Origin of the sequence: Neorhizobium galegae, from assembly GCF_021391675.1 — a bacterium.
In the GTDB taxonomy this organism is placed as follows: Bacteria; Pseudomonadota; Alphaproteobacteria; order Rhizobiales; family Rhizobiaceae; genus Neorhizobium; species Neorhizobium galegae_B.
The window spans coordinates 618,427-638,373 of sequence record NZ_CP090096.1 but is presented as its reverse complement, the minus strand read 5'-3'; the positions used below and the strand labels follow the sequence as shown (position 1 = coordinate 638,373).

The 19,947-nt window shown below is 59.2% G+C and carries 17 protein-coding genes and 1 pseudogene; 13 read left to right on the top strand and 5 right to left on the bottom strand.

What is annotated here, in order from left to right; all coding sequences use genetic code 11:
• The first annotated feature begins 251 nt into the window (after window positions 1–251).
• Entirely contained in the window at window positions 252–2,129 is a 1,878-nt protein-coding gene (locus LZK81_RS25720) for an ABC transporter ATP-binding protein (protein WP_233956726.1), read from the top strand.
• A 264-nt stretch (window positions 2,130–2,393) separates the two neighbouring features.
• Here the strand turns inward: LZK81_RS25720 and LZK81_RS25715 are convergent, their stop codons facing one another.
• Complete coding sequence (locus LZK81_RS25715; protein WP_233956724.1) at window positions 2,394–3,431, bottom strand: dipeptidase; 1,038 nt, start codon at window positions 3,429–3,431, stop codon at window positions 2,394–2,396.
• Between the two features lie 209 nt (window positions 3,432–3,640).
• Between LZK81_RS25715 and LZK81_RS25710 the strand changes: the two genes are divergently transcribed.
• From LZK81_RS25710 to LZK81_RS25680, 7 genes are all read left to right on the top strand, one after another.
• On the top strand, window positions 3,641–5,239 hold the full coding sequence (locus LZK81_RS25710) for an ABC transporter substrate-binding protein (protein ID WP_233956722.1): 1,599 nt from the start codon (window positions 3,641–3,643) through the stop codon (window positions 5,237–5,239).
• The gene (locus LZK81_RS25705) at window positions 5,236–6,249 is read left to right on the top strand and encodes an ABC transporter permease (protein ID WP_233956720.1); all 1,014 of its coding nucleotides are present in this window, start codon (window positions 5,236–5,238) and stop codon (window positions 6,247–6,249) included. The genes LZK81_RS25710 and LZK81_RS25705 overlap by 4 nt, the downstream gene beginning before the upstream one ends.
• Window positions 6,249–7,148: a nickel transporter permease gene (nikC, locus tag LZK81_RS25700; protein ID WP_046604924.1), complete on the top strand. Its 900-nt coding sequence runs from the start codon at window positions 6,249–6,251 to the stop codon at window positions 7,146–7,148. Before LZK81_RS25705 ends, nikC begins: the two co-directional genes overlap by 1 nt.
• 3 nt (window positions 7,149–7,151) lie before the next feature.
• A complete protein-coding gene (locus LZK81_RS25695) occupies window positions 7,152–7,979 on the top strand; it encodes an ABC transporter ATP-binding protein (protein ID WP_046604925.1) in 828 nt (275 codons plus the stop codon).
• On the top strand, window positions 7,976–8,719 hold the full coding sequence (locus LZK81_RS25690; protein ID WP_046612198.1) for an ABC transporter ATP-binding protein: 744 nt from the start codon (window positions 7,976–7,978) through the stop codon (window positions 8,717–8,719). The genes LZK81_RS25695 and LZK81_RS25690 overlap by 4 nt, the downstream gene beginning before the upstream one ends.
• 56 nt (window positions 8,720–8,775) lie before the next feature.
• Complete coding sequence (locus tag LZK81_RS25685) at window positions 8,776–10,284, top strand: serine hydrolase domain-containing protein (protein WP_233956718.1); 1,509 nt, start codon at window positions 8,776–8,778, stop codon at window positions 10,282–10,284.
• Between the two features lie 62 nt (window positions 10,285–10,346).
• Window positions 10,347–11,231 (top strand): LysR family transcriptional regulator, encoded by an 885-nt coding sequence (locus LZK81_RS25680; protein WP_233957811.1) that lies wholly within the window; start codon window positions 10,347–10,349, stop codon window positions 11,229–11,231.
• A gap of 5 nt (window positions 11,232–11,236) precedes the next feature.
• On the opposite strand, the gene LZK81_RS25675 is transcribed toward LZK81_RS25680, so the two are convergent.
• From LZK81_RS25675 to LZK81_RS25660, 4 genes and pseudogenes are all read right to left on the bottom strand, one after another.
• On the bottom strand, window positions 11,237–12,103 hold the full coding sequence (locus tag LZK81_RS25675) for a D-amino-acid transaminase (RefSeq protein WP_233957810.1): 867 nt from the start codon (window positions 12,101–12,103) through the stop codon (window positions 11,237–11,239).
• 21 nt (window positions 12,104–12,124) lie between these two features.
• A complete protein-coding gene (locus LZK81_RS25670; protein ID WP_233957809.1) occupies window positions 12,125–13,171 on the bottom strand; it encodes a P1 family peptidase in 1,047 nt (348 codons plus the stop codon).
• Window positions 13,172–13,364: 193 nt separating this feature from the next.
• A pseudogene (locus tag LZK81_RS25665) lies at window positions 13,365–13,535 on the bottom strand (IS5/IS1182 family transposase); the annotation flags it as partial.
• Window positions 13,536–13,768: 233 nt separating this feature from the next.
• Window positions 13,769–14,653 (bottom strand): alpha/beta fold hydrolase, encoded by an 885-nt coding sequence (locus LZK81_RS25660; RefSeq protein ID WP_233957808.1) that lies wholly within the window; start codon window positions 14,651–14,653, stop codon window positions 13,769–13,771.
• 218 nt (window positions 14,654–14,871) lie between these two features.
• Here LZK81_RS25660 and LZK81_RS25655 point away from each other — a divergent pair, with 218 nt between their 5' ends.
• From LZK81_RS25655 to LZK81_RS25635, 5 genes are all read left to right on the top strand, one after another.
• Complete coding sequence (locus tag LZK81_RS25655) at window positions 14,872–15,426, top strand: methyltransferase family protein (protein WP_233957807.1); 555 nt, start codon at window positions 14,872–14,874, stop codon at window positions 15,424–15,426.
• A 387-nt stretch (window positions 15,427–15,813) separates the two neighbouring features.
• A complete protein-coding gene (locus LZK81_RS25650; protein WP_233957806.1) occupies window positions 15,814–16,389 on the top strand; it encodes a hypothetical protein in 576 nt (191 codons plus the stop codon).
• A 1,092-nt stretch (window positions 16,390–17,481) separates the two neighbouring features.
• Window positions 17,482–18,252, top strand: a complete 771-nt coding sequence (locus LZK81_RS25645) for a Crp/Fnr family transcriptional regulator (RefSeq protein WP_233957805.1) — start codon at window positions 17,482–17,484, stop codon at window positions 18,250–18,252.
• A 214-nt stretch (window positions 18,253–18,466) separates the two neighbouring features.
• The gene (locus LZK81_RS25640; protein WP_233957804.1) at window positions 18,467–19,519 is read left to right on the top strand and encodes an HWE histidine kinase domain-containing protein; all 1,053 of its coding nucleotides are present in this window, start codon (window positions 18,467–18,469) and stop codon (window positions 19,517–19,519) included.
• The gene (locus tag LZK81_RS25635) at window positions 19,512–19,916 is read left to right on the top strand and encodes a response regulator (RefSeq protein WP_233957803.1); all 405 of its coding nucleotides are present in this window, start codon (window positions 19,512–19,514) and stop codon (window positions 19,914–19,916) included. The genes LZK81_RS25640 and LZK81_RS25635 overlap by 8 nt, the downstream gene beginning before the upstream one ends.
• Window positions 19,917–19,947 lie beyond the last annotated feature (31 nt).

Below are 19,947 nucleotides of genomic sequence, written 5' to 3'. Positions count from 1 at the left end.
GGGCCAGTGTGTAGACATTGATATTGCGGATAGAGATGTGACCAGCTTCCACGTCTCGGCTTCTTCTTTTGGTTCCCGAATTTTTGTAAAATAGATTGCAAAAATGCCTTGTGATAGTCAATATGTAAAAAATGGTACTTTTTGAATGTCGCTGATTGCTGTCTCGCAATGTGTCAGATGCGCTGAGTTGCGGTCTGATGCGAATGCGCGGGTAAGCGACTGGATGACCTAACCGACGAGCAGGAGGTTTGATGTCCGAAATTTCCAGCGCCTTGAGAGCGCCTGTGCAAGATCGGTCCGAACCGCTTGTCTCGATTCAGAATTTGCGGGTCGAGTTCGAAAGCGATCGTAGCCTGATTGTCGGTGTGCGCGATGTCAGTTTTGACATCATGCCAGGCGAATGTGTGTGCGTCGTCGGCGAGTCCGGCTCGGGGAAATCAGTCTCGGCTCTCTCGCTGATGAGGCTCGTGGAATTCGGCGGTGGCCGCATCGCTGCCGGTCGCATGCAGTTCAAGCAAACGAATGGTCAGCGGATCGACCTAGCCGAGGCCGATGCTGCCACCATGCGAACCATTCGCGGCAACCAGATTGGCATGGTTTTCCAGGAGCCGATGACCGCTCTCAATCCGGTCTTCACGATCGAGCGGCAGCTGGTCGAGGTCATCATGGCCCACCGGCCGCTCACCTTTGCTGCCGCCCGAAACAGGGCACTCGATCTGCTCCGCCAGATGCAGATCAGCGAACCCGAGCGCCGCATACAACAGTATCCACACGAACTTTCTGGTGGCATGCGCCAGCGCATCGTGATCGCGATGGCCATGGCATGCGGGCCGCGTCTGCTAATTTGCGACGAGCCAACGACGGCGCTCGACGTCACAATCCAGGCGGAGATCCTGGCGCTCATCGATACCCTGAAGCGCGAAAGCGGCGCTTCCGTACTGTTTATCACGCATGACATGTCTGTCGTTGCGCAGATGGCAGACCGGGTGGTGGTCATGTATCGCGGCGAAAAAGTGGAGGAGGGATCCGTCGATGAGATCTTCACCGCTGCCACGCATCCCTACACACGCGCGCTGCTTGCGGCCGTTCCCCGGCTGGGTGAAATGCGCGGAACAACAGAGCCGGAGCCGATGCGGGTGCTTGCCGCCACCGGTAAGCCTGCCGACTCTTTGCCGGAGCGCGCGCAGTCGCCGCGTGCAACGGAAGATTCTGCGGTTCTCTTGGAGGTCAGGAACCTGACCACTCGTTTTGCCGTCCGCAAAGGGCTGATGCGCAGGATTACGGCCAATGTCCACGCAGTCGAGGACGTGAGTTTCTCGCTGCATCGGGGCCAGACGCTTAGCATCGTTGGAGAATCCGGCTGCGGAAAATCGACTTGTGGCCGGTCTATTCTCAGGCTTGTGCAGCCCAATTCCGGCCAGGTATGGCTTGACGGTCTCGATGTTCTCGCGCAGTCGAGCCAAGACTTTCATGCGACGCGGCGCCAGATGCAGATGGTGTTCCAGGATCCCTATGCGAGCCTCAATCCGCGGATGCGGCTGTTCGATCAGGTGGCCGAGCCGCTGCGAAACTACGGACTGCTGTCAGGAAACGCTCTGCATCAGCGGGTCACCGAACTGTTCGACCGGGTGCAACTGCCCTCGTCTTTCCTCCACCGTTACGCGCACGAACTTTCCGGCGGGCAGCGGCAGCGTATCGCGATAGCGCGAGCACTGGCGCTCAATCCGAAGCTTATCGTTGCCGATGAGGCAGTTTCGGCCCTCGATGTATCGGTGCAGGCACAGGTTCTGAACCTTCTGATGGAGCTTCAGAGGGATCTAGGGATCTCGCTCCTGTTCATCAGTCATGACATGTCCGTGGTTGAACGCATTAGTCACCGGGTTGCCGTTATGTATCTGGGGCGGATTGTCGAGATCGGTCCCCGGGCGGCAATTTTCGAAAGGCCGCAGCATTCCTATACGCAAGCCTTGCTTGCTGCAGTGCCGGTCGCTGATCCCACCCGGAGGATCATGAGCGGCCCAACGAGCTATCATCCGCTACATTCGCCGATCCATCCCCAGGATCATGTCGTGCAACCATCGCTTTACAGGGAAGAGGCACCCGGACATCTGGTTTTAAGCAATGATTAGACGCAGGCAATCGAAATTTCAGGCATCAAACGGCGTTGTTGCATCGGTCGATGAATGAATGGATTCCAGTCTTTGATGCAGTGTCTATGTGGTCGCTGTCACGCACCGGACGGATTTCGGTCGCGCGCATGCCAGCATTCGATTGAGGATGGTGCAGCCGAGATGGTCAATCAAGCTGTTTTCAATCGCAGCGACATAGGCAAGAACTATTGAGATTTGGTCCGTGCACCAACGCCGGAGGGACTTGGACCTTGCGTGCTGCGGTCAGGCCGCCCAGCTGCGTTCCAGTACGGAGACCCAGTTCTCATAGGCGATCTTCTTCATTTCCGCATCGTTGAAACCGTTGCGGCGAAGTGCTTCGGCGAGGCGCGGCAGACCAGCAGCATCCTTCATCTCGGTCGGAATGGTCGTTCCGTCGAAATCCGAGCCGAGCGCCACATGGTCGATACCGATCCGCTCGGCAATATAGGCGACGTGGCGGACGAGCAGGTCGAGGCTGGTATTCGCATCCCGGACGCCATCCTCGCGCAGGAACAGCACACCGAAATTGATGCCTGCCAGGCCGCCCGTGTCGCGGATCGCGTCGAGCTGGCGATCAGTCAGGTTACGACTGTGTGGGCAAAGCGCAAGCACGTTCGAATGGGACGCCACCAACGGCGCCTTGGAGATTTTCGCGATCTCCCAGAAACCGGCTTCGTTCATGTGCGACAGGTCGACCATGATCTTCAGCTCGTTGCAGGCGCGGACTAGGTCCCTGCCCGCGTCGCTCAGACCCGGACCGATATCCGGCGATGACGGGTAGCGGAAGGGAACACCGTAAGCAAAAATGTTCGGCCGGCTCCAGACCGGACCCAGCGTGCGAAGCCCGGCCTGATGAAGGACGTGAAGCGCATCGAGATCGGCGGCGATAGCTTCGGCGCCCTCGATATGGAAGACGGCGGCGAAGCTGCCCTTGTCGATCGACTGGCGGATGTCCGAGACCGTTCGGCACACCGTCACCGCACCCTGTGAGCGTGCCTCGATATCGAACAGCAGCCGCGCCATGGCGAGCGTTTCGTTGAGCGCTTCCGGCTGCGCCGGTGTCGGGAAATCGCCATTGGCATCCTTGGTCATGCTCGGCGACGGCACGTAGATGGCGCAAAGGCCACCGGCCAAGCCGCCGGCCCTTGCGCGCGGCAGGTCGATATGTCCGACCTCCTCGCCTTCGAGAAAACGCCTGACCGGGTCCTCGCCGCCAGCCCGCCTGAGGCGCAGCAGCACGTCGTTATGGCCGTCGAAGATCGGGAGCGAATTGTTCAGCATTTTCTGAAATGTCCTACCGGAGCCTGGAAATTGCGTTTACCGTTAAGTTCCGGGCGCGGCGGCCGCAAATGCAAACCGCGCATAACCCATTCGAAAAACGGAATTGGTCGCCTGAAATCGCGCCTGATAAGAGGCCTGCATCTTTTTGCGGCAAAATCTTGCCGGCTTCCGGCACTCCGGAGGTCCGGTCGTTCCAGGGGAATATAATAATGGTATCCAGACGCAATTTTCTGATCGGCGGCGCAGCCCTGCCCTTCCTGTCCTATATCGAACTGGCAGACACCGCCTTTGCCGCCACGCCAAAGGATATTCTGGTCGTTGCCCAGCAGCTCGACAACATGACCAGCCTTGACCCGCATGAGGGTTTTGAGGCGGTCGGCGGCGAAGTGATGAGCAACATGTACCAGAAGCTGGTGCGTGCCAACAGCGACAATCCCGACCATGTTCTCCCCGTCGTCGCCGCTTCCTGGGAAGCCGATGCCGACAACAAGGTGTTCACCTTCAAGCTCGCCGACGCCAAATTCTCGTCCGGCGCATCGGTCACCGGCGAAGACGTGGCCTTCTCGCTGCAGCGCGCCATCAAGATGAACAAGAGCCCGGCCTTCATCATCAACCAGTTCGGCTTCACCGCCGAAAACGTCGAAAGCCGCATCGTCGCCAAGGACGCAAAGACCGTCACGCTGACGACGGAAGCGCCGACCGCGATTTCCTTCCTGCTGTTCTGCCTCTCGGCAAACATCGGCGCCATCGTCGAAAAGAAGGTGGTTCTCGCCAATGAGACGAATGGCGACCTTGGCAATGCCTGGCTGCAGAAGAACAGCGCCGGCTCCGGCTCGTTCAAGCTGCAGGCCTGGAAGGCTTCGGAAAGCATTACCCTGGTGCTCAACGAAAACGGCCCCTACAAGGGCAATCTGAAGCGCGTCATCATCCGCCACGTCGTCGATCCTTCGTCCCAGATGCTGATGCTGCAGAAGGGCGACGTCGATATCGCCCGCGACCTGACCTCCGAACAGCTGAAGGCGCTGCAGTCGGACGACGGCATCGTTCTCGTACGCAAGCAGATTGCCTCGCTGGTGCTGATCTCGCTCAACCAGAACAATGCCAATCTCGCCAAGCCGCAGGTCTGGCAGGCCGTGAAGTGGGCGCTCGATTACGAAGGCATGCAAAAGAACATCGTGCCGCTGACGCACGCCGTTCACCAGAGCATGGAACCGGCCGGTTTCCCGGGCACGGTCACCGACACGCCGTTCAAGCAGGATCTCGAAAAGGCCAAGGCGCTGATGGCCGAAGCCGGGCTGAAGGACGGTTTCGACATCACACTCGACCATTATTCGGCGCAGCCCTATCCGGATCTCGCCCAGGCGATCCAGGCCAATCTCGGCGCCATCGGCATCCGCGTGAAGCTGCAGTCGGCCGAAAACCGCCAGGTCCTGACCAAGATGCGTGCGCGCGGCCATGAAATGGCGCTGTCGGCATGGGGCACGGACTACTTTGATCCGAATTCGAACGCCGAAGTGTTCTGCATCAACAAGGACAATTCGGACGACGCCAAGAAGAAGCCTTTCGCATGGCGCTCGAGCTTCAAGAGCGACGAGTTTACCGCCAAGGCGGAAGCCGCCCGCGACGAGAAGGATCCGGCCAAGCGTCTGGCTCTCTATGAAACGCTGCAGCGCGACTTCATGGCAAACAGTCCGTTCGCGGTGATGTTCCAGACCACCAGGACCGCCGCCTGCCGCAAGAACGTCAATGGTTTCCAGCTCGGCGTTCTCTCGGAAGGCAATTCCTACCTGGAGACCAACAAGGCGTGAACCGACGTTTCAAGAGCCTTGCAGCAACACTGAGCAGCGTCCTCCTGACGCTGTTCGGTTTGACTGTGCTGACATTCCTCATCGGCCGGGTCATGCCGGTCGATCCGGTGATTGCCGCCGTCGGCGACAATGCGCCCGAGGACGTCATTCTTCGCGTACGCACCGAGATGGGCCTCGACCAGCCCATTCCGGTGCAGTTCCTGCATTATCTCTACCAGCTCGCCCACGGCGATTTCGGCATGTCGGTTCTGACCAAGAACCCGGTGGCGCAGGACATCGTCCGTTTCTTCCCGGCGACGTTTGAGCTTGCGACGGCCGCCCTTTTGCTGGCCGCCCTGATCGGCATTCCGCTTGGTGTCTGGGCTGCCGTCCGCCGGGGCTCGTTCACCGACCAGGCGATCCGCGTCGTCTGCCTCGCCGGCCATTCCGTGCCGGTCTTCATGCTGTCGCTGATCTCGCTCCTGGTCTTCTATTCGGCGCTCGACATCGCGCCCGGCCCCGGCCGCCAGGACATCGTCTATGACGGCATGATCGACACGGTCACCGGCATCCTGACGATCGATACGCTGATCGCCGGCGATCTCGGCGCCTTCTGGGATGCACTGGCGCATATGGCGCAGCCGGTCATCATCCTTGCCTATTTCTCGATGGCCTATATCGCCCGCATGACGCGCGCCTTCATGATCGATGCGCTGAAGGGCGAATTCGTCATCACCGCCCGCGCCAAGGGCCTTACGCTGACCAAAGTCATCTGGGGCCATGCCTTCCCGACCGTTGCCGTCCAGCTCGTCACCGTCATCGCCCTGACCTATGCCGGCCTTCTCGAAGGCGCCGTCGTCACCGAGACGGTATTCTCGTGGCCGGGCATCGGCCAGTATCTGACCGTATCGCTGATGAATGCAGACATGAACCCGGTCATCGGCACGACGCTGCTGATCGGCCTGATCTATGTCGGCCTCAATCTGATTGCGGACATTCTCTACCGCGTCCTCGATCCACGGGTAAAATAATGATCGCCACCTTCCGAAACTGGGCGCTGGATGAAAGTCCGTCATCGCGCCAGCAGGCCGCCTGGGGCAACCGCTACCGTATCTGGCTGAACCTGCGCGGCAACGCGCTCGGCATGATCGGCCTGACCATCGTTCTCGTATTCATCGGAATCTCGCTGTTCGCGCCGCTGCTGGCGACGCATGATCCCGCCGCCCAGGAACTCGGCAATCGCCTTGCCGCGCCGAGCGCCGCCCACTGGTTCGGCACGGACGAACTCGGCCGCGACATCTATTCGCGCCTGTTTTACGGCGGCCGCGTCACGCTTGGCATGGTCATCGCCGTCGTCGTGCTCGTCGCGCCGATCGGGCTCGCCATCGGCTGCATCGCCGGCTATTTCGGCGGCATCGTCGATACGATCCTGATGCGCATCACCGACATCTTCCTGGCCTTCCCGCGCCTTGTTCTGGCGCTCGCCTTCGTGGCAGCGCTGAAGCCCGGTGTCGAAAGCGCCGTCCTCGCCATCGCACTCACCGCCTGGCCGCCTTACGCGCGCATGGCCCGCGCCGAAACGCTGACGGTGCGCGGCAGCGACTTCATCGCCGCCTATCGCCTCACCGGTGGCTCTTCCTGGCGCATCATCTTCCGGCATATCATGCCGCTCTGCGTACCGACGCTGATCGTTCGTGTCACGCTCGACATGAGCTCGATCATCATCACCGCCGCCTCGCTCGGCTTCCTCGGCATGGGCGCCCAGCCTCCGTCACCGGAATGGGGTGCTATGATCGCCACCGCGAAACGCTTCATCTTCGAACAATGGTGGGTTGCGGCCATTCCCGGCATTGCCATCTTCCTCGTTTCGCTCGCCTTCAACTTCTTGGGCGACGCGCTGCGCGATGTTCTGGATCCGAAGGGGAACTGACGGATGCTGGTCGAAATCAACAATCTCAAGATAGGTTTTCAGTCGCGTACCGGCTTGCATCAGGCGGTCAAGGGCGTCTCGATGACGCTCGGCACGGAAAAGCTCGGCATCGTCGGCGAAAGCGGTTCGGGCAAGAGCCTCACCGCCCGCGCCCTGATGAAGCTGCTGCCGAAGCAGACGGTCATCGAAGCCGACAAGCTCGCCTTCGACGGGATCGACATCCTGGCTGCCTCTGAAAAGCAGATGCGCTCGATCCGCGGCAAGCGCGCCGGCTTCATTCTGCAGGACCCGAAATATTCACTCAACCCGGTGAAGACGATCGGCAGCCAGGTGGCCGAATCCTGGCACACCCACAAGGGTGGCAGCAGGCGACAGGCGCTGGAAGCCGCAATCATGCTGCTGGAACAGGTGAAGATCCGCGATCCGAAAAAGGTCGCGGCCTCCTATCCGCACGAGGTTTCGGGCGGCATGGGCCAGCGCGTCATGATCGCAATGATGCTGGCACCCGATCCGGAACTCTTGATCGCCGACGAACCGACCAGCGCGCTCGATGCGACCGTGCAGGCCGAAATCCTGCGCCTGATCGAGGAACTGGTGTCGGAACGCGGCATGGGTCTTCTGCTGATCAGCCACGATCTGCCGCTGGTCTCGCATTTCTGCGACCGCGTCGCCGTCATGTATGCCGGCCATGTGGTGGAGGAGCTGAAGGCGTCCGAACTTCTCTCCGCCCAGCATCCTTATACGCGCGGGCTTCTGAACTGTATGCCCTCGCTGATCCACCCCAAGGAGCGCCTGCCTGTGCTGACCCGTGATCCGGAGTGGCTGAAATGACGATCGAGATCGACAATCTGCGCATCAGTTTCGGTGACCGCGAAGTCGTCAAAGGCGTGTCCTTCAATGTCGCGAAGGGCGCCAGTTTCGGCATCGTCGGCGAAAGCGGCTCGGGCAAGTCCACCGTGCTGCGCGCCATGGCCGGCCTCAACAACGAATGGTCGGGCCGCATCGCCTTTTCCGGTGAAGACGCTCCGCTGCATCGCCCGCCGGCCTTCTTCCGCAAGGTGCAGATGGTCTTCCAGGACCCCTATGGTTCGCTGCATCCGCGCCAGACGATTGACCGCATCCTGTCGGAACTGCCGCTCGTGCATGGCATGAACAAGATCGATGATCGCATCGCCAAGGTTCTGTCGGCGGTTGCCCTGCCTATCAGCGCGCGTTTCCGCTATCCGCATCAGCTGTCCGGCGGCCAGCGCCAGCGCGTGGCGATTGCCCGCGCCCTGATCGCCGAGCCGGAAGTGCTGCTGCTCGACGAGCCGACCAGCGCGCTCGACGTGTCGGTGCAGGCGGAAATCCTCAATCTGCTTGCGGATCTGAGGGCCGAGCGAAACCTCACCTATGTGATGGTCAGCCACAATCTCAGCGTCATCGCGCATCTTTGCACCGAAGTCGGCGTGATGATCGACGGCAACATGGTTGAACAGGTGACCGCCGAAGATCTGAGACTTGGCAATGTCAGTCACGCTCACACCCGCGAATTGCGCAGCCTGAGCGTGGAGCTCGAAGAACCGGCCTGACCTTTAGAAGGGTCTGGCCACCCGGTCCGGTTCAAGAGCAGTCAGCGGAGAACAGCATGTCGATCACGGCCTATTGGGGGGCGGCACAGGAAGCCGCCGGGAAATTCGCTGGCAGTTGGGGCGCCGACCAGCCTGGAGGCGCCGTGATCGGCTTCGATGCCAATGGCATCCGCTTTGCGGAAGTCGGCGGCGTCGGAAGTCTCTCCACCATGGCCCCGTTCTCGGCCGAGACGGTGGTGCGTTATGCCTCCGTAACCAAGCATGCCTTCTGCGCCATGATATTGTCGCATCCGGAAGCAATCTCCCTCGACGACACGCTCGGCCAGCATCTGCCCGAATTACAGGAACCGTTGGCAAGCGTTACGATCGGCCGCGCCCTCGACATGAGCGGCGGCCTGCCCGATACGCGTGAATGCCTGTCGCTGCTCGGCCTGTCAGTCTATACCGAAACCAAGGCCGGCCCCCTGATGGAGTTTCTCACGCGCCAGACGCGCCTGAACTATGATGCTGGTACGGAGATTTCCTATTCCAATACCGGCTACCGCCTCGTCGAGACCGCGCTCGAGCGCAAGGGATTGTTCTTCCGCGATTTCATCCGTACCGCCGGAATAGGAGCCGGCGCAGTCCTCGACGCCCCGGATGGCTGGAACGACGCCGTCGCAGGCCTCGTTCCCGGCTACTGGCACGACGGGAAGACGTGGCAGCTGTCCGCCGCCGGCCTGCACATCTCCGCTTCCGGCAGCATGACCGGCAGCGCAACGAGCCTTGCCAACTGGCTGCGCCTCCTGCTTGGCGGCGAAGGGTCTTTTGCCAGCATACTCGATCGTCTCTCGGCACCGCGCGCACTCGAAGGCGGCCGCGAAAGCGGTTACGGCCTCGGCCTGCGCCGTACCCTTCTCGGTGGTCGTCAGTTCACCGGCCATGGCGGCTCGCATCCGGGCTACAAGTCCTATTTCCTCCTCGACCACGAAAGCAAAAGCGGCTTCGTCATCGTCTCCAACCGCGAAGACACGAACGGCAACAAGATTGCCCAGGAAGCCATGGCAGCCCTCTTGGGCCTTGCCCTGCCCGCCCCTTCCCCCACGCTCACCGACGGCATCTATGTCTCAGAAACCGGTCCCTTCTGGGCCGAGGTCAAGGGCTCGACCGTCACCTGGCTCGATTCCGACGATACAGTTTACCAGGATGACGGCGAGTTCGTATCGTCGTTTTCGGCCTCGTCGCCGATGCGCCTGAAGATGGATGGATCCGCCATCGTTGGCGAGATCGGCCATACTGTGCGCCGCCTGCTGCCATCAGTCGATACAGGTGTCCCGGCCTCGCTCTCCGGGCGCTGGTTTTCCGATGAAGGCGCGTATTTCGAAATCGATGGCGGTGCCGTCGTAATGGGCGTTGGGCCGGTGCGTCATCGCATGCCGCTCATGGCGCTGGGCGGCGGCCGTTTTCTCTTCACGCTGAAGGATGGGCCGTGGACGAAGCGTGTCTGCCTTCACCTCCTGTCCGAAAATCGCCTCGAACTCGTCTTATCTCGTGCGAGAATGATCGAGTATAGCCGCGTCGGCTGATTGCATTTTTCCATCAATCATACCAATGGAGAACCGCGGTCGGTTTTCAATTGGAGCTTGTGGTGGAAGTCAAATGGCTTGAAGATTTCCTGGCGTTGGCCCAGACGCTAAACTTTACCAAGGCGGCGGAAGAGCGCCACGTCACCCAATCCGCCTTCAGCCGGCGGATCCGGCAGCTGGAAGCCTGGGTCGGAACCAGCCTGATCGATCGCGCCACCTATCCGTCGCGTCTGACCGATGCCGGCGAACGCTTCGTGCCGATCGCCGAACAGACCCTGCAAAGCCTCTATCAGGCCCGCCGAAATCTGCAGCACGAAGAGGGTAGTGACGCGCGCACGGTCACCGTGACGGCGCTGCATACTTTGTCCTTCACCTTCTTCCCGAACTGGCTGAACGAGCTCAACGCGAAGCTCGGACCAATCGTTACGCATATGCGGCCCGATTCCGGCAGCATGGAGGAGAACCTGAACTCGCTCGTCGACGGCGATTCAGATTTCCTGCTGACCTACCAGAACCAGCATGTGCCGATGCTGCTCGATCCGCAGTTCGAACATCATCAGCTGGGCGCAGAAACAATCATCGCAGTTAGCGCCCCCGACGCCTATGGACAGCACCAACACCATATCGAGCCGGGTTTCGCACATGTCAGCTATCAAAAGATCTCGTTCTTCGGCCAGCTCGTCGCCGGCGCAATGGGGGATCGGCTGCCGGTGGAAAACCGTGTCCATGTCGGAAGCATGTCGGTCGGCCTGAAGGGCATGGTCATGGCGGGCTGGGGGCTTGCCTGGATACCGGAAAGCCTGGTTACCGCGGAACTTGCCGATGGCCGGCTCGTCAGGGCGGCGGAGCCTGACTGGGATATCGATGTCGAGATCCGGCTTTATCGTTCAAAAGAAAACCGGCGGCCGATTGTCAAACGCATCTGGGACGTTCTGGCCGCCGGCTGATTTCATCAAACCGCGGTGCGGCGGGCGTTGTCCATGTATAGCGTGCGCAAGCGCTTGAACATCGGACCAGCCTTGCCATCGCTGACCGGCTTGCCGTCGATCGAGGTGACAGGCACGATGAAGTTCGAGGCGCTGGTCAGGCAGACTTCACGCGCAGCCATGGCTTCCTCAACAGAGAACGGGCGCTCTTCAATCGTCAGGCCCTGTTCGCGTGCGAGATCGAGCAATGCAAGGCGAGTGCAGCCCGGCAGCGTGGCATTGCCGTTGCCGCGGGTGACTATCTTGTCGTCATGGGTGATGATATAGGCCGTCGATGACGCGCCCTCAGTGATGAACCCGTCCTCGACCATCCAGGCCTCGTCACAGCCTTCGGCCTTGGCTATACGCTTGGCGAGAACCTGCGGCAGAAGGCAGACAGTCTTTATGTCGCGGCGTTCCCAACGCTGGTCCGGCACGATCTTGACCTTCAGGCCCTTTTCGACGGCGGCCACATGTTCCAGCGTCTTTGCCTGGGTGAAGAGCAGCAGGGTCGGCTCGAGATCGTCCGAATAGAGGAAATTGCGATCTTCGGCACCGCGCGTATATTGCAGATAGATCACGCCTTCGGTCAGCTTGTTTTCCTCGACCAGACGCTTTTCGATTGAAACGATCTCATCGGTCGAAATCGGCAATGTGCCGCCGATCTCCCGCACGCTGCGCTCCAGGCGCGCCATGTGCAGCGGGCTGTCGATCAGCTTGCCGTCGAGAACGGCAGTCACCTCGTAAATCCCGTCGCCGAACAGAAAACCACGATCGAAGATCGAGATATGCGCCTCGTTTTCGGGCAGGAAGGCACCGTTGAGATAGACGGTGCGGGGCATTGCGGCAGGCATGGGAAACTCCAGTCTAGAAAATCAGCGGCGCTTGAGGGCGTCGAGGGAAATCGCGTGAATGGTCGAAGGCTTGTCGGTCCCGGCATTGTAGCCGTGCGTGGTCGTCGCCATCGTCATCGAATTGAGGATGGCCTCCTCGCTCGCCTCGATGACGGCTTCGAAGAGCGGCGAGACGACGTCGTTGGAGAGAACGGGATAATTGGCGACCGACTTGCGACGCTCCGGCGTACGACGCACCTCTTCAGCCGTCGAGAAGGCGAGCGCATAGTCGCCGGACCCGTTGCTGAGTGCCGCGCCAGTGCGCGCCAGACCGCCAAAGCAGCGTTCGGCAAGACGGTTGAGGTTTCGTGAGCAGAGCGGTGCATCGGTCGCGACGATCATGACGATCGAACCGTCCTTGTCATGGCCTTCCGCCTCGTAAGATCGGCCGGCGACGGTCAGCTTTCCACCGTAATTCGACTGGACGAGAATGCCGACCACATAGGACGTGCCAGCGACTGGCACGATGCGCGAGCTGGTTCCGATACCACCCTTCAGTCCGAAGGCGACCGTGCCGGTGCCCCCGCCGATTGCGCCTTCCTCGACCGGGCCGGCCTTGGCAGCGGAGAGTGCTTCCAGCATTTCATCGACGCTCGGACGCGCCGCGCGGATATCGTTCAGCCGGGAATCGTTGGTCTCGCCGACGACGGCATTCAGCGAAACGATGCGTTCGTTGCCGGCCTGTGCCAGCGTATGGCGGTTGATAGCTTCGATTGCGCGACCGACGGCCAAAGTATTGGTGAGCAGGATCGGTGTCTCGATCTCGCCAAGCTCGGCGATCTGGGTCGAACCCGCGAACTTGCCGAAGCCGTTGAAGACGGCAAGTGCCGCCGGCACCTTATCCTGAAACAGATTGCCGGCATGCGGCAGGATGGCGGTTGCGCCCGTGCGGATCCGATCGTCCTCGACGCAGGTGACATGGCCCACTGAAACACCGGCAACGTCGGTGATCGCGTTCAGCTTGCCTACAGGATAATGGCCAACGGATATACCAAGCGAACGCAAAGGGGCACGATTTTCGTAAGTCATTGAATGAGCTCTGATATCGAAGTTACCTGCAGGTTACTTCAGACAAAGCGGTACGGACATGATAAAAATGGAATAGTTTCATGCCGGCTTTGCAATAGCCGCCGCGGTTGATCATCGCGGCCATCGAATAGCCGATGAAGGGCGTTGTTGCATCGGTCGATGAATGAATGGGTTCCAGTCGTTGATGCAGTGTCTATGCGGTCGCTGTCACGCACCGGACGGATTTCGGGCGCGCGCATGCCAGCATTCGATTGAGGATGATGCAGCTGATGGCAACTTCCGTCCGTTGCGCGGCGAATGAGCGTGCCCTCAGTCGGTGTCCGGTAATCGACTTGTAGCGACCGATCGCGGTCTCGACCAGAGTGTGAAACAGCACCGAAGGTTGACCCCGTTTGAAAAGGCGGTAAGCGCCTGACTCTACTTGCAAACTCGCAACGAGGGCGGGATCATCATCGGTGGCGATCGTGACCCTACCCGATCTGCATTTCATCTCAGGAGATCAAGGCTTTACGGGACCGATTATAGGGGTCAACCTTCGACACTGATTCACAGCCAAGCGACAAAAACATTCGACCGACGTATCCAGATCAGTGTGGCTCACACAGAGCCTTTGTTTGGAAGAGCGTGAGTATTTTTCTCGGCTGGCGCGGTCTTGGCTTCATGGGCGACGACGGCCTGCAAGAACCGCTCGAGCAGCGAGTTGAAGCTTTCCGGATTTTCCCAGAAAGGCGCGTGACCAACACCCTCCATCACATGAGCTTTGCCCTCGAAGAGCAACTGGATGTTCAAGCCCGGCAGATAACTGAGTTTGACAAAAGGATCCCGTGAGCCGTTCACGAAGGCAATGGGCATGTCCGCCTGTTCGACTGTGCGGCGCTGATCGATCCCCTGCCCCCTCAGCATTGCGCGCGAGAAAATGGCCCGCAACCTTCCATCGGAGCGCGTGATCGCGTCTCGAAAAGATGAATTGGTCGTGCCTCCGAAGCAGAGAGACTGAAACCGCTCCACGTCCCTGGAAGTAAAGTTCTGTTTTGATGCAAGAAGAATATCGAAAGACGGGCTAAAACCGCGCAGCATTCCGAGGAGACCATTGGGGACGGGTGGCGTCCCGCATAACATGAGGCCGGAAATGCCCTTACCGCTGGCCGCCATTTCGACCGCGACATGGCCGCCAAGTGACCATCCTAATACCGGGAAGCGGTGAAGGCCCAAGCGGGCGGTCACCTCGCCTATGCAGTCCGCAAGACCGGTGACGGTGTAGGTCGATTGCGGATCTCGGGCGTCGCTCGATTCGCCGTGCCCCGGAAGATCGATCGCTATCAGCCGCCAGTTCCGGGATAGATGGCTTTGCAATTGCCGTGTAAACACGTGCCTGGAGCTGCCGGAGCCGTGTATCATAACCAGCGGCGCTGCCCCAGCCATTGTGTCGCTGATGCACACGGACCCGTGGCGGGTGTCGATTGTACGGTCAAATACGGCCATAAGCTGCGGATTCCGAAAATCACAGCTTCAAGTCTTGCACAATAATGTCTACGGCAGGTGCATGATCATCGTAAACCGGATATAAACAAGGTTGCGTCGGTACGAAGCATTTCGATGCAGTCACGTGTCATACATCGATCATTTGCCTTGGCGATGCACACGGGTTAGGTCTGTCGGCAGCAGCAATTGTAACCAACCTTAAAATGGTGGGCATCAAGATGCACATTCTTCTCGACTTGATCGTTTCGATTACCAGCCTGACTGTCGTCGGGTTCTACGCGTGGTCGTTGCGCGGCCATTTCAACTCACCGAAGATGGAAGCCGGAGCAAAGCTGATCTCGGTGGTGGTCATCGTCACGACAGCGCTTTTCCTGTACCTGGTCTGGTCCGGGGCACAGACGCGATGGGTACAGCTAGTTGGACTGGGATTTGAGCTCGGGGCGGCGAGCTTATTCTGGTGGGCGGTGTCGGCGTCGAGAAAGGCCAGGTTGCGCTTTGCGTTCGACCCAGAATACCCAGATAGTCTTGTCACCGACGGCCCCTACCGATACTTGCGGCATCCGTTTTACACGTCCTACCTGCTGTTCTGGTGCGGCTGGGCCCTGGCATCTTGGTCGATATGGTCGATCCTGCCGGTATTATTTTTTACGATTGTCTATGTCACTGCAGCCCGCAACGAGGAGAGGAAGTTCTCTCTATCACCGCTGGCATCCGAATATGAAGCCTATCGGCGCAAGACTGGCTTCCTGACGCCACGGTTTGATCAGCGATAGCCTGCCTCCGAGGGCGGGGTAGCGCGTGGCGCGTTCTATGGACGTTTCCGGTCCAACGGTTGTCCCGGGTTGCGGGAACCAAGGCTTTTAATCGAGGCTCCGCCTGCCGAGCATGGGGCCAACTGGCTCACTGTATTCACAAGGCTTTACCTCGGCTCCAAACGAGCCTGCGATTTGGCCACCACGCACGGTTTTCCTCCGACCCCCGCGCCGCCACTCTTAATTCCTGCATCCACACCCGGCATTTGCCAGGTGCCACAGGTCGAGTTACTTTCATAACGTAAGCATCAGAAATGCCGCAATAGATCTTAGCATCAACCACCCCAATAGCTTTGAACGCGCCATATGTCACAGCCAACCCTTAGAGAATTCTCCTCGGTGGTCGACTTGTACTACCGTGCGGCCTACGAGGGGGATGGCTGGAAAGAGGCCTTAGACGCTACAACGCGTCTTTTCGGGGGCTCCCGTGCTTGCATCATTTTAACGGATCCCATCTCTGGTTTTCGTTCCGTTGCTTCAGTCGAGGACCCCGAATTTATTGGAACCGAGGCGCTTGAACTTTCCCGGAACGACATGTTGACCAAGGCATGGCTGCGAGCACCCCTCAACAGGGCGCAGCGTTATCGAGAGATGGTCGATCTGGACGCGTTTCGACAGGGCGACTATTCGAGGAGGTTCTTCAAACCCCGCGATATGGACAACGGCTTGTTGTGCGTATTCCGTAACGGACGAACCACACGCTGGTCTGTCGACATATCCCGGAGCAAGGCGCAGCCGGAATTCGAGCATAAGGACGTTGATCTACTTGAGCAGTTGGCGGGTCATATCAGATGTGCAAAGGAGCTGGAGATTGCCCTCCGTCATGCCGCTTTTCCCGGGATCGTCAATCTGTTGCATGCCTACATGGTCGTTGATGGACGCGGCCGTTCGGGTGACGTAGGGATACCTTCGCACGACCCGTGACGCGGACTGGCCGAAGCTTGAACGGCTTGTTGTGCAGTCATGTGCCCCCCGGATGACAAGCGATCCGGTACCGGAGGCATGGCTATGATCGCCTCCGATGACACCGGCATGTTGACGTCCCGACAAGTTGTTTCCGTCACTCCCTTGCCTATGGCTGGCTCCATAGAAATCTTGCCCGAACGCTGTGCCCTTCTCCTGATCAGAAAGGAGCCTGCTAGATAGCCAGTAACGGCTTAAATTTCCTTGATGACGTACGAGCATCTGTGGCGGTTTTCACCGAATTCGACGACGAGACAGTAGAGATCGTCGTGCATTCCGCTGCCTACCAGGTGTTTGGCATCGATGCGGAAACTTTGTTCACGCAAAACATCAAATGCTGGCCGAGCACTTTATCTTCGAACACGGAACTATCGTTGCAACTGAACGTTGTGCCGCGAAGATATCCCAATCGGCGCGATGGCACAAAGAACGTAAGGGCTTCCACTTCTTCTTGGAGCCATCTAAGGGGCAGCAAGCTTCTGGCCTCACCCGGTGGATAGCTCAACGACCTGCCGAAGGATCAAGCGCGGAGGAAGTAATGATGACACACCGAGCCGTTTTGTCGATCCGAGCGCAACGCGAACGCAGGAACGAAGGCCCGCGGCTTGGTCTTAACGGCAGACAGAATAAGGCCATCAGGTTCCTTGGACGGTATCATCCCGAACCTCAGCCGACCTCCGTCATCCCTGGAGTATCCGACATAACCATGGAAGAGCTCATCGCCCGAAACGTCGTCGCCGAAGTCCAAGCTCGTGAAGGAGCGGAACGTATGTTCGTTCTCATTGCACTTGGAGCGGACGAGGTTCGTCGGCTCGTTCTTCAAGAGAAACTGCTCCGCGACGACCTCGGAAACCGCCGTGACGGGCTGGCAGTTCCCTCGCCTCGGCGAGGTAGCCGTCTCCACGGAAACAACGGTGGGTCGTGCGTCGGTACGATTTCGTACCAAAGTTGTTGCGTGACTCAATTTTTAAGAGCATCCTTATATACAGCGTTGGCCACGCAAGGGCGCTGACGTTTGGAAGATCATCGTGCTTTCGCCCCCTGGAGAGCCCGATGACCCCCGAGAATTTAAGTGCATCCAAAAACCGCTTATTGTCAGCCATCACACCCGACGATAGGCGCCTGCTTGCGCCATCTCTGGAAAGGATACAGCTCAACCTTCGCCAATCGCTTGAGAGCGCCCATCAGCCGATCGAGTTCGTCTACTTTCTCGAGGCCGGCCTTGGTTCTGTAGTGGCGAGCAAAGAGGGCGGTTCCACAGTCGAAGTCGGCCTTTTCGGCCGGGATGGCATGACGGGCACATCGCTTGTTCAAGGTGATACCGAAAGCCCATTCGACTGCTTCGTCCAAATGGGCGGCTCGGCATTGCGCGTTTCTGCCGACAATCTGCGAGACGTCTTGTCAAAGAGTATCCCCTTGGCAGCGCTTTTGATGCACTACGCCCGAGCGCTCGGCATCCAGACCACCTATACGGCGCTTGCCAACGGCCAGATCAAGCTGGCGGAACGGTTGGCGCGATGGATCCTCATGGTTCACGATCGCATGGACGGCGACAGCTTTTCGGTGACGCATGAATTTCTTGCCATGATGCTGGGGGTTCGGCGGCCGGGTGTGACCGTCGCGCTGCAAATTCTCGAATCAAAGCGCTTCATCGAATCGCAACGAGGCGAAATTCTCGTGAGAGACCGCAATGGGTTGATCGATCTCAGCCAGGGCACCTATGGCCCAGCCGAGACAGAATATGAACGCCTTACCGGTATTCCCCTTGGGAAATCCAAGCAGCCAATTCCTGATGATGACGCTCCGTTGAGACGGCCCGCCTGATCGACAATGGAACTTTTTGAGGACGCCGCATGACCTCATTTTACAGCAAACGTGTTAGCGAGACCCTCTTCGACAGCAATCCCGCATGCCTTTCGGGAGGTATGCGCGCGGCACTACAACTCATCTCGGGGCCGACGCGACAAGAAGGCTCGGATCCATTCTTCTCTTCTTCAATCCTGCCGGGAAGATCTCTCAAGAGGGATAGGGCGGCCAGATGTTGAAGATAGAGAAAAAGTCCCAAGGTCAGATCATCGCTGAAGGCGAAGTCGAGGGGTTTCGCGAGGATCTGGGACCATTCGTCGTCGCGACCGAAACCACCCGCATGGCCATGGTATTCACAAATGCCAGGGAGGCGGACGAGCCGATCATCTTCGCCAATGACAGCTTTCTTGCGCTGACTGGATATGAGCGGGACGAGGTGCTTGGCCAAGGCTTCAATACGTTGATGGCCCGCGGTTCCGCGCCCGCCGTGTTGGCAAAGCTTGCGGCGATCTTCTCGGACGGTGGCGATAGCGATCTGGAGGTATGCTACTCCCGCAAAGATGGCAGCGTATTCTGGGCGGCCATCTTCATCAGCCCGGTTCGTGATGATCACGGTCAGGTCGTCCAGCATTTCATTTCTTTCGTCGACCTCTCAAGACACAAGCAGGAACTGGCGCGGTCGAGAATGTTCATCGATGAGTTGAATCACCGTGTGAAGAATACCCTGGCGACCGTGCAGTCGATGGTCTCACAGACCTTGCGACAGACATCCCACCCTGAACTTATCCGCGAAGCGATCGAGTCCAGAATATTTGCCCTTTCCCGATCGCACGATCTCCTTAGCCGAGAAAGCTGGAACGGTGCCGAACTTCGCGATGTGGTTGCCGCAGCGCTGGCACCGTTCAGGAACCCATCTTCACAGCGGGAGCGTTTCGTCATCACCGGACCGAAGATCCGCTTGCCTTCGAAAGCAACCCTGGCGCTCGGAATGGCGTTCCATGAACTCGCGACAAACGCCGTCAAATACGGTGCGCTCTCTAGTGTTGGCGGTTCCGTTCTCGTCAACTGGGTGGTGAAGCAAACCTCGGGCGGCCGAGAGCTGAACATCTTATGGCAGGAGAAGGATGGTCCGACTGTTGCGCTCCCATCCCGGAACGGCTTCGGTACCAGGCTCCTCGAGCGCGGCCTGGCTCATGAGTTGGACGGTTCGGTCGTGTTGCGATATCATGAGGATGGCGTTTCCTGCGCGATCACCTTTCCGGTGGTGGACGATCTAAATGAATAAGCTGCTGACGGCCCAGCGCCTACTGATCGTCGAGGACGAGATGATGCTTCTCATGCTGCTGGAGGACATCCTGACCGACCTAGGCTGCCGAAGCGTCAGTATCGCAGCCACCGTGAAACAGGCGCTGGCCTTGATCGACAGCCAACCATTCGATGTCGCTATTTTGGACGTGAACCTGAACGGCGAAAAGAGCTTTCCGATCGCCGAGGCACTCGCCGCGCGGCACGTGCCATACATCTTCGCGACAGGCTACGGCATCGACGCGTTCCCTGAAAATTATCGGGACCGCCCGCTGTTGCCGAAACCGTACAGTTTTGCCGACGTGGGGAACAGCCTCGCTCGGCTTCTGTCAGATGCGAGGACTGAACAGGCACTCGGGCGATCGGAGCATATTTAACCCCGATCCGCTCGCGCGCTTTGGCCAAAAG